At 60.7% G+C, this 10,538-nt stretch carries 10 protein-coding genes; 6 read left to right on the plus strand and 4 right to left on the minus strand.

Features of this window, described 5'->3' with window-relative positions; genetic code table 11:
• Window positions 1-79 precede the first annotated feature (79 nt).
• Complete coding sequence (locus HKD31_RS02595; RefSeq protein WP_194263712.1) at window positions 80-2,374, plus strand: TonB-dependent siderophore receptor; 2,295 nt, start codon at window positions 80-82, stop codon at window positions 2,372-2,374.
• A gap of 3 nt (window positions 2,375-2,377) precedes the next feature.
• Here HKD31_RS02595 and HKD31_RS02600 read toward each other — a convergent pair whose 3' ends face one another.
• The 3 genes from HKD31_RS02600 to HKD31_RS02610 are packed head-to-tail and all read right to left on the minus strand — an operon-like array spanning window position 2,378 to window position 4,579.
• Window positions 2,378-3,280: a delta(1)-pyrroline-2-carboxylate reductase family protein gene (locus tag HKD31_RS02600; RefSeq protein WP_194263711.1), complete on the minus strand. Its 903-nt coding sequence runs from the start codon at window positions 3,278-3,280 to the stop codon at window positions 2,378-2,380.
• A gap of 39 nt (window positions 3,281-3,319) precedes the next feature.
• The gene (locus HKD31_RS02605) at window positions 3,320-3,673 is read right to left on the minus strand and encodes a RidA family protein (RefSeq protein WP_194263710.1); all 354 of its coding nucleotides are present in this window, start codon (window positions 3,671-3,673) and stop codon (window positions 3,320-3,322) included.
• A 30-nt stretch (window positions 3,674-3,703) separates the two neighbouring features.
• Complete coding sequence (locus HKD31_RS02610) at window positions 3,704-4,579, minus strand: D-amino-acid transaminase (protein ID WP_338085522.1); 876 nt, start codon at window positions 4,577-4,579, stop codon at window positions 3,704-3,706.
• Window positions 4,580-4,781: 202 nt separating this feature from the next.
• Between HKD31_RS02610 and HKD31_RS02615 the strand changes: the two genes are divergently transcribed.
• Entirely contained in the window at window positions 4,782-6,098 is a 1,317-nt protein-coding gene (locus HKD31_RS02615; protein WP_194263708.1) for a dihydroorotase, read from the plus strand.
• 3 nt (window positions 6,099-6,101) lie between these two features.
• On the opposite strand, the gene HKD31_RS02620 is transcribed toward HKD31_RS02615, so the two are convergent.
• Window positions 6,102-6,995, minus strand: coding sequence for a LysR family transcriptional regulator (locus HKD31_RS02620; RefSeq protein ID WP_194263707.1), 894 nt, complete (start codon window positions 6,993-6,995; stop codon window positions 6,102-6,104).
• Window positions 6,996-7,144: 149 nt separating this feature from the next.
• Between HKD31_RS02620 and HKD31_RS02625 the strand changes: the two genes are divergently transcribed.
• Genes HKD31_RS02625 through HKD31_RS02640 form a run of 4 tightly spaced genes read left to right on the plus strand, consistent with a single transcriptional unit; the run spans window position 7,145 to window position 10,522 of the window.
• Window positions 7,145-8,098, plus strand: a complete 954-nt coding sequence (locus tag HKD31_RS02625) for an N-carbamoyl-D-amino-acid hydrolase (RefSeq protein WP_194263706.1) — start codon at window positions 7,145-7,147, stop codon at window positions 8,096-8,098.
• Complete coding sequence (locus HKD31_RS02630) at window positions 8,098-8,910, plus strand: ABC transporter substrate-binding protein (protein WP_194263705.1); 813 nt, start codon at window positions 8,098-8,100, stop codon at window positions 8,908-8,910. The genes HKD31_RS02625 and HKD31_RS02630 overlap by 1 nt, the downstream gene beginning before the upstream one ends.
• Window positions 8,907-9,743 carry an amino acid ABC transporter permease gene (locus HKD31_RS02635; protein WP_194263704.1) on the plus strand — a complete coding sequence of 279 codons (837 nt, stop codon included), beginning with the start codon at window positions 8,907-8,909 and terminating at the stop codon, window positions 9,741-9,743. Before HKD31_RS02630 ends, HKD31_RS02635 begins: the two co-directional genes overlap by 4 nt.
• Window positions 9,740-10,522 carry an amino acid ABC transporter ATP-binding protein gene (locus HKD31_RS02640; RefSeq protein WP_194263703.1) on the plus strand — a complete coding sequence of 261 codons (783 nt, stop codon included), beginning with the start codon at window positions 9,740-9,742 and terminating at the stop codon, window positions 10,520-10,522. The genes HKD31_RS02635 and HKD31_RS02640 overlap by 4 nt, the downstream gene beginning before the upstream one ends.
• The last annotated feature ends 16 nt before the right edge of the window (window positions 10,523-10,538 follow it).

A 10,538-nucleotide genomic window follows, 5' to 3' on the forward strand; every position in this document is an offset into this window, starting at 1 on the left:
CTCACATCTCCGTTATATGAGACTAATTCTCATTTGCGAATTTCATTTGCAGAAATCACGGCGGAGCGGTCAGGTGGACATGCACGGGAAAACCAGCAGCACGATACAGAACCTGTACCGCTACGGCGTTCTCCTGTGGACGGTCAGCGCCGGATTTCCGGTCACACTGGCCCACGCCGCCGACCTCCTGGACAAAGAGGACAAAAAAGCCACCTCTCCCTACGCCACGGGCAACACCCAGAAGAAAGGCCCGGCAAAGCCTCCGCAGGCCCAGCAGTCCTCCGCAACAAACGAGATGCCCTCCAGCGTGGAAAGTCTGGTTGTCTGGGGGGAGGGACGCAAAAACGCGACCACCGACGGGACGGGGAGTTACGTCGTCAAGGCGGTGTCCATGGGCAAGATGCTCCTGCGCCTGAATGAAATCCCGCAATCCGTCTCCGTGCTCAGCAGCCAGCAGATGCACGACCAGAACCTCAACAGCGTCGACGACGCGCTCAAACAGGTGCCCGGCGTGAACGTCAATCTCTACGGGGATGGCACTGCCGGCATGACAGCCCGCGGCTATGCGCTCACGCCCCAGTTCGACGGCGTGCCCTCAACGGGCGGCCTGCAGATGGCGCAGCAGTTCGATCTCGCCATTTACGACCGGCTCGAAGTGCTCCGTGGCCCCAACGGCACGTTTCAGGGCTCCGCTCCCCCGGGCGGGAGCGTGAACTTCGTCCGCAAACGCCCCCTGGACCAGTTCAGGGCCCAGGGTTCGTTCAGCGGCGGCTCCTGGGGCAATTACCATGCCGATGCCGATCTCACCGGGCCATTAAGCGCGTCCAAACGGGTGACAGGCCGCTTCGTGATCGCCGGAACCGACCGCGGCTACTTCTATCAGCACGCTCATGACCGCCGCTGGACGGCCTATGCCGATGTCGATGTGCACATCACCGATCATACGACCCTGTCCATGAGCGCAACCGGACAGAAAAATGACACCACCCGCTTCATGGGCCTCCCCCGCGCGGCCGACGGCAGCGACCTGCATTTAAGCCGCAACAGCTTCGTCGGCGCCGACTGGGGCCATACGACGTCCCCCATGTATGAACTCGGCGGCGAACTGGAACACCGTTTCGGTGGCGGATGGCGCGCGCGTCTGACCGGCCGGCACCGCGTGACCGATACGAGCCTGCACTACACCTACCTCAACAGTGCCGTCACAGCTCAGAAAACCGCCAATTTCGTTGTCGCGAACTCCCTGATCCATGACCAGTACGATGGCGTGGACCTGTATGTCACCGGCCCCATCCATGCCTTTCACCGCAAGCATGACCTGGTGATCGGCGGGAATTATGATTCCGACGTGATGACAGACGGCGGCGCCACGCAGAGTTCGCGCGTCAATACGGGCCTCGCAGGCCTCGACATCTTCTCGCCCGTCATTTCAAGCACAATCCAGCCTGACATCACCACGATGTACCGCGAACCCACACGTCAGGAAGGCGTCTACGGGTCCCTGCGGATCGAACTGCTCAGATCACTGCATCTGCTCCTGGGCGGCCGGATCAGCTTTTACGAATACAAATACAGAAACATTTCCACCAATAGCCCCTATGTCACCAGCCTGAAGAACAACGCCGTCCCGACGCCATATCTGGGGCTGGTCTGGAACGTGACATCCGGGATCTCCGCCTATGTCAGCTTCACCGACACCTTTACCCCCCAGTCCGGCTACACCCCGACCGGCCGCCTGAAACCGGATCTCGGCCAGCAGATCGAGGGAGGGCTGAAAGGCGACTTCTTCCGTCATAACCTGAACGTCACGCTGGCCGGCTACCGCGTGATCGAACGGAACAAGGCCATGATCGATGGCGATCTCGCCCCCACCTGCGGCCGCAGCGGAACCGGCGACTGCTACCGTGCGGCCGGCAAGGTACGCAGCCAGGGCGCGGAAGCGGAGATGATCGGCCGTATCCTGCCGGGCTGGGATATCAACGCCAGCTATACCTATAATGACAATGTCATCCTGAAAGACAGCACGGCGTCCCTGGAAGGCCAGCCTTATGCGTCCAACTCACCCCGGCATCTTTTCAAACTCTGGAGCCACTACCGCTTCGCCGCCCCCGAGCAGACCAGAAACGTCTGGAGCGTGGGCGGCGGCCTGACCGCGCAGAGCAGCACCTTCGGCACGACACGCACCGTCAGACAGGGCGCCTACGTGGTGGCCAATGCCCAGATCGGCTACCAGTTCAATCCCAGACTGGATGTCGCCGTCAATATCAACAACATTTCCAACACACGATACTATCAGCGTCTCGGCAATATCTATTACTACAATTATTACGGAGAACCCCGGAATTTCATGGCCACACTGCGCAGCACGTTCTGAAATTCAGATGAATGTTTCCGGCAGGGACTGCATGGCAAGTCGGCACGCTGCAAGATCCCAGGCGGCACAGCCGACGCTTTTGAAAAACACCGCCTGGTTCTGCACGGGCTTTGCCTGCAGATAATCGGCAAGCGTGCCCACCTCTGACCAGTTCTTTCCAGCCTGAAGAATATCCCCCGCCTCATGGGGCGCCCCAATGGGATCATCGACAACGCAGAGACTGTTCAGGACGATACCGGGGCCGATCTCGATCATGTCCGGCCGGTACGCGCCCACCCCGATGACCAGCGTTTCCGGGGATGCCTCCCGGTCAAACAGGATGTCCCGACTGCTGGTGACGGCAAGGACCGCATCATAATGCTCTGCCGTATCGCTCTCGGCCCGGATGCGAAGAGCAGGATAGGGGCCGTCGATCAGAGACTGGATACGCTGCGTATTTCGTCCCCGGATCGTGACGCAAAGCCCCGGATAGAGTTCATTCAGTGCCTCAAGATGAACCCGTGCCTGCGCACCAGTCCCGATGAGCAGAACATGATCAAGGCGTGCCGGACGAAAACAGGACAGGCCAAGCATCGAGATCGCGGCCGTGCGCCGTTCGGTCGCGGTGATGCCATCCATGGCGAACAGGAAACGCCCGTCCTGCCCATCCAGACACGTCACCTGCCCCTGAAGGGTCGGAAGTGCGGTATTTTCAGGAAAAATGGTCAGGAGCTTATGGGCGATAAGGTCCGGCCCGCAGGCCACCATCGACAGCACCGTTCCATTCCGGTCGGCGGTTGGCACGACAAGACGTTCCGGACAGATGATGGTTCCGTCCCGGTATTCCGCAATGGCCGTCCTGAGGGCTGCGATCAGCGGCTGAAAGGGCAGGGCCTGTCGTGTTTCACTGGCTGAAAGAAGGCGCATGGAGGCTCCGGAACGGTGTCAGGGGATCAGAACTATATCTCAGGATCCGAGGCGCGCGACCAGCGTCATTTCGACTTTCCAGGCCGGATCAGCCAGACGGGCTTCCACCGTGGCGCGGGCCGGCTTGGCGTCCTGATCGAGCCAGGCGTCCCACGCCCTGTTCATCGCGCCGATCTCGGAAATATCCGTCAGGAAGATCTGCACGGAGATGATGTCGCTCTTGCGGCTTCCCACCTGCGCCAGAAGGCTGTTGATCTGGTTGAGGATGTTGATCGTCTGCCCTTCGGTGTCCAGCGTCTCATCCGTGGTCACCTGGCCTGCGAAATGGATCATGCCATTGCAGATGACAGCGCCGCTGAGGCGCTCATGGGGATCCAGACGTGTAATCGACATTGTTGATGGTCCTGTCTTGAAAAAAGGTTTTCAGGAAATGCTGACAGGCAGCGTCATGACGTCCTGCAGATAGGCGTCATAAAGACTGCGAAAGACCGGCCCGGGAATCCCACCGCCGACGCATACGCCATCCATTTCGATGACGGGCACAGCGATCGTCGAGGCGCTCGTATAGAAGGCTTCGGTCGCCTCCAGAACTTCCGCCTTTGAAAAAGGCCGTTCCACGATCGTCAGGCCATGGCGTTTCGCGATCTCAATGATCGTGCGCCGCGTTATACCCGGCAGGATGTCCTGGGAAAGATTGCGCGTGACCAGTTCATTGCCCCGCGTGACGATGAATGCCGTCGAGGAGGCGCCTTCCGTGATGAAGTCACCATCGAGCATCCAGGCTTCCTTGACGCCGGCCTGCGTGACGGCATGTTTGGCCATGACCTGCGCCAGAAGCGACGTGGATTTGATGTCCCGCCGAGCCCAGCGCAGATCCGGCACGGTGATGATCCGAGCGCCGGTCCCGATGATCGGATTGGACTGGACCTTGCTGAACTGAGGGAACATCACCACGGTCGGTTCGAGACCTTCCGCATACTGGAACGCACGCTCCGCCACGCCACGGCTGACCTGGATATAGATCAGCCCGTTACGCAACTCATTGCGCCGCATAATCTCCGTTTCGATTTCGGTCCATTTCCCGATACTGAACGGATTGGCAATGCCGATCTCCCCCAGTGAACGGTTCAGACGCTGGAGATGATGGTCATTATCCACCAGACGTCCCTCGATGACGGCCGTCACTTCATAGACGCCATCCCCGAAAAGAAACCCGCGATCCATGACAGGAATGACGGCCTCCCAGAGAGGGACAAATGCCCCCCGTACGAACCCGATACGGTTGTCGACAGTCGACACGATCTCTCCCCTGCAAGCCGGCCTGTTGACACTCTGTATAAAAGAAGTTTCCCGCGCTGGCATATCGGATATCCGGACCAACTATTCATGGGCGTGATACTCCCCTCCAACTGCCGATAGAGGAGGCACTGGACGCCCCTGCGCGCGCCATGGAGTATTTTTCGACCCGATATCATTCGCAGAGCAGGCAAGGGCGATCCTCATGGACCATTTCGATCTCATCCTGAAAAACGGGACTGTTGTCACCTCATCGCAGGAACGCGCCGATATCGGCTGCCGTGACGGAAAAATCGTCGCCATCGGAGATCTCGGTCGCGCAGAAGCGACCGAAGTCATCGACTGCACCAGCCTGTATATCCTGCCCGGTATCATCGACCCGCATGTCCATCTTCGCGAACCGGGAAACGCCAGCGTCGAGACCATCCATGACGGCACGAAAGGCGCCATCCTCGGCGGCGTGACAACCGTATTCGACATGCCCAACACGGCTGAATCGGTCGTTTCCAAAGAGGTTCTGGACCGCAAGCGCGCCATGATCCTCGGCAAAAGCTGGTGCGATATCGGGCTTTATGTCGGGGCGACAAAGAAGAATATCGACATGCTGGATACGCTCGAAGTCCAGGACAATGTCTGCGCGATCAAGGTTTTTGCAGGCTCATCGACAGGCGATCTGCTCGTCGATGACGATGCCAGTCTCGAAGCCCTGATGCGCAACGGCACCCGCCGCGTCTGCTACCATTCCGAGGACGAGACACGTCTTCAGGAACGTAAGAAGCTCTTTTCCGTCGGCCAGCCCTATCGCACGCATATGGAATGGCGGGACGTCGAATGTGCATTTCTCGGCACCCGGCGTCTGATGACCCTGGCGCGAAAGACGGGCCGCAAAACCCATATCCTGCATGTCTCCACCGCCGAGGAACTCGCCTATATGCGCGATTTCAAGGATATCGGAACGGTCGAGGTTCTGGTCAATCACCTCACGCAGGTCGGGCCGGAAGTGTACGATCGTCTCGGCGGCTACGCCATCATGAACCCGCCCATCCGGGACCAGCGCCACTACGATGCCTCCTGGGCAGCGGTCAACGCAGGCGATGTGGACTGCATCGGCTCCGATCACGCGCCCCATTCCCGCGAGGCCAAGGAACGCCCCTGGCCGCTGACGTCGGCGGGACTGACAGGAGTGCAGACGCTCGTTCCGATCATGCTCGATCATGTAAATGCCGGTCGCCTGCCGCTCGAGCGTATGGCAGCCCTGATGTCAGCCGGTCCCGCGCGTGTCTACGGCGCCGTCGGCAAGGGCCATATTGCCCCCGGCTATGACGCAGACTTCACGATCGTTGATCTCGCGCACCGTCGGACCATCGAGGAAAGCTGGATTACGTCCCCCTGTGGCTGGACACCGTTTGCAGGCATGTCCTGCACGGGCTGGCCCGTCATGACGGTCATTCGCGGCCAGGCCGTCATGCGTGACGACGAGATCATCGGCTCGCCCCGCGGTGCGGTCGTCTCTTTCTCGTGACGCTCAGAGGTCTTTCGGAAGATCGCCCACAACCTCGCGGACGCGCTCAAGGAAAAAGCGCCCCAGTCGCGAAAGCGAGCGATTTTCGGACCATATCGCATAGGCCGCCACGGGAATGGCCGGTGCAAAGGGGCGGCTGACGAGCTTGAAACGCCCCGATGATGCCGTCAGGGGGTCCACGATCGCGACCCCCGCATTGGCTTCCGCAAGGGTGCAGGCCGTATTGGCATACCGGACTTCAGCCGAGAAAGTGAAACCCTCGTCTTCCTGATCGAAGGCGGACCGGGTGGCTTCTCCGAGCTTGGTGCCGGATTCCAGCGCGATGAAATGATAGTCCCGCAGATCCCAGGGCCGTATCTGCCGCCGCTCGCTGAGCGGATGGCCCGGCGGCATGACGCAGACCATCTCTCCACGATACAGAACCTCTGAAGCCAGACCCGGTTTCCCGCTGAACCCCAAGGCAAACCCCAGCTCCGCCTTGTGGCTTTCCACGCTGTTGATGACCCCTTCATAGCGGCGGACGTCGAAATACGTCCGGATTTTCGGCCGAAGAGACTGCGTGCGCTGGATCGCGGTTGCGAGCATGCCATACCCGATGGGCGGCGTGGCCACGAGCCTGAGCTGCCCGGCCCGGCTGTCCCGCAGATCCTGGATCCGGCCTTCAAGCCTCTCATGCAGATCGAAAATTGCTTCTGCGTCATCCACGATGATCGTGGCCTCAGGGGTAGGATAGATCCGGTTATTGACTCTCTGGAACAATGCGAAACCGACCTGATCCTCCATCGTGCGAATGGCATTGCTGATTGCAGGCTGCGACAGCCCCAGAACGCGCGCGGCTGCGACGGTTGTATTGTGGCGAATGATCGCCCGGAGGATCTCGATCTGGCGAAGGTTCATCTATAAGTTTTTTGAATATGAAGGTGGGATATCTGATTAGCCGGATTATTGAGCTAACCGAAACAAAATGGCAATGAATTTGTGGCCGGCCGGTGTGCGAAGGGGTTCGCCGTCGTGCCATCATGAGACCCGGACGAGAGAAAATGACTATGGGACGGATCATTCGGATTGCCGCAGCCCAGATGGGGCCGACACAGAAGGCGGATGAGCGCAGCCACACGGTAAGGCGCATGATTGCGCTGCTGGAGGAGGCCGCTTCGAAAGGAGCCACTCTCGTCGTCTATCCGGAACTCGCGTTTACGACGTTTTTTCCGCGCTGGCTGCTCGAAGGCCATGAACTGCTGAAGGAATATGAGCGCTCCATGCCCAATCCAGAGGTGCAGCCGCTGTTTGACCGCGCCCGGGAACTCGGCATCGGCTTTTACGTCGGCTATGCGGAGCTGACACCGGAAGGCGAGCGCTTCAACACCAGCATCATCGTCGCCTGCGATGGCACGATCCTTGGCAAGTACCGTAAGGTCCATCTGCCCGGTTCGGTGGAGCCGCGGCCCGGTGCGAAATTCCAGCAACTTGAAAAGCGGTATTTCAAATACGGAGACCTCGGTTTCCCGGTTTACCGTGCAGGAGCGGAATGGTCCAACGCGCTCATCGGCATGCTGATCTGCAACGACCGCCGCTGGCCGGAAGCTTGGCGCGCCCTGGCTCTGCAGGGCATGGAGCTGCTCTGCGTGGGCTACAACTCCGCCGCGTATGACCCCAACGGCGGCGATACCGAAAGTGCGGATCTGCGGACATTCCATGCCCAGCTCGTGGCGCAGGCAAATGCCTATATGAACGCCTGCTGGGCCGTGGCCATCGCAAAAGCGGGCGACGAAGATGGATCCTGCCTGATCGGCGGAAGCTGCATCGTCAATCCGAACGGCCAGATCGTTGCGCAGGCACAGACCCTTGCCGATGAAGTGATTGTTGCCGACTGTGATCTTGATCTCTGCCAGCAGGGCAAGACCAAGATGTTCAACTTCGAGGCACATCGCCGGCCGCAATGGTACACCCGCATTACAAGCCAGACGGGCGTCGTCTACCCGGAGGACGAAATCGGCTGATGACGTCGAAATTCCGGACACTCCTGTCTCTGACGGCCTGTCTCCTTCTGGGGCAGGTGGGGGCCGCGCTGGCGTCTCCCGGAGTGCTCCGGATTTCGGTCAATCCGATCTATCCGCCCCTCGAATTCCGCGATCCGGTCACGGACCGCCTGACCGGCTTCGACATCGATTTCGGAAACGCCCTGGCGGCCCGCATGGGCGTAAAGGCGCAATGGGTCGAGACGGCCTTCCCCCAGATGATCCCTTCCGTCCAGAGCGGCCGGACCGACATGATCCTCAGCGGATTTTCCGACCGCCCCGAACGCCGCGCCTTTCTGGATTTCCTCGACTATCTCAAGTCCGGCGCACAGGTCCTTATCCTGTCACAGGGCGACGTCCAGAGCCCGGAGATGCTGTGCGGACAAAAAGTCGCCGCCAGCCGCGCCACATCCTTCCCCACCATGATCCGCCAGTGGAGCCATGATCACTGCGAGACGCAGGGACGTCCCGCGATGGTGTTCTACCCGTCCGAAAGCGGAGCCGACGCCCGGATCCAGCTCCTTCAAGGGCGCGTCGCCGCCATGGTGCAGGGGGGCGAGACGGTCGGATATTTCATCGACATCACCCATCACGCCTTTCGCAGGCTTGGAAATCCCCTGTCGAACATGCTTCTTTCGATGGCGTTCCCAAAGGGGCACGCGGCTCTTGAGGCGCAGGTCGCCCACGCCTTCGCGGATCTCAGGGCAGACGGAACCTACGCGCGCCTTCTCCAGCGCTGGTCCCTTCAGGACGCGGCACTTCCCGACACAGACTCAGACGGATCGACGCCATGACCAGAACGACAGAGTCTTCCCGGCTACTTGCCCTTCCGCGCGGCAGACATATCGCATGGACGCAGATCGCATCGGGCGTCGTGCTGCTCGCCCTGTGCGCCTGGATCATCCATGCCTTCGCCGTGGGGCAGATCGAATGGCGCTATGTCGGCCAATTCCTGTTCGTGCCCTCCATCCTGCGCGGTGTGGGCGCCACGCTGCTGATGGCCGTATGCGCCATGGCACTCGGTATGGTCGCGGGCATCATCCTGGCCTTGGGCCGTCTGTCCACGGCATGGCTGCCCCGGATCGTCTCGGGGCTGTATGTCTGGCTGTTCCGCGGCGTGCCGGTCATCCTGCAACTGCTGATCTGGTTCAACCTCGCGCTGATCTTTCCCCATGTCACCCTGCCGGGCATCGGCTCCTACCGGACGGTCGATCTCATGACGCCGTTCCTCTCGGCCCTGTTCGGTCTGGGGCTCAATCAGGCCGCCTATATTGCCGAAATATTCCGCGCCGGTTTCCAGAGCGTGGATCGCGGACAGTATGAAGCCGCATCCGCCATCGGCATGACGCGCCTGACAGCCATGCGCCGCATCATTTTCCCGCAGGCCTTCCGGACGGTCATCCCGCCGCTGGGCAACGAATTCATCAACATGATCAAGCTGACCTCACTCGCCAGCCTCATCCAGTATCCCGAAGTCCTGCACAATGCGGAGACGATCTATTACGCCAACACACGCGTGATCGAACTGCTGATCGTCGCCGGCTTCTGGTACCTAGCGGCCGTGACCGTCCTCTCGCCGTTGCAGCACCTGCTCGAACGCCGCTTTTCGCGAGGCAAATCCGCATGACCGAACCTGCGATCTGGATCCGGAACCTGCACAAATCCTTCGGCGCAAACCCCGTCCTGCGCGGCGTGTCGCTCGACATCCCGCCCGGTCAGGTCGTCTGCGTCCTCGGCGGCTCCGGCTCAGGCAAGACGACCCTGCTGCGCTGCATCGCCCAGCTTGAAACGGCGGAAGACGGCCTGATCGTCATGAGCGGTGAACTGCTCGGGCATCAGGAACGCAACGGGCGCCTTGTTCCCCGCAATGCCCGTGATATCGCCCGTCAGAGACGGCTGGCCGGTATGGTCTTCCAGCGTTTCAACCTTTTCCCGCACATGACAGCCCTCGAAAACGTCATGGAAGGTCCGGTCCGCGTGCAGAAACGCCCGGCTGCGGATGTGAAACACGAAGCGCTGGAGCTTCTGCGCAGCGTCGGGATGGAGCATCGCGCGAACCATTATCCCGCACAGCTTTCCGGCGGCCAGCAGCAGCGCGTCGCCATCGCCCGCGCCCTGGCGCTGAAACCTGCTGTCATGCTGTTCGACGAACCAACCAGCGCGCTCGATCCGGAATCCGTGGGCGACGTCCTGGCCGTCATGCAGAGCGTCGCAGCCAGCGGCGTGACGATGCTGGTCGTCACCCATGAACTCTCTTTCGCCCGGGAAGTCGCCGATCGCATCCTGTTCATGGATGGCGGCGTCATCCTGGAAGATGCCCCGACCGCCGACTTCTTCGGAACACCGCGCGAGGAACGCACACGCGCCTTCCTCGCAGCAGTTCTCGGCCAGAAATCAACTGCCTGATACTTTCCAAGCGGAG

It is taken from the genome of Gluconobacter potus, from assembly GCF_015244705.1.
GTDB classification, from domain to species: domain Bacteria; phylum Pseudomonadota; class Alphaproteobacteria; order Acetobacterales; family Acetobacteraceae; genus Gluconobacter; species Gluconobacter potus.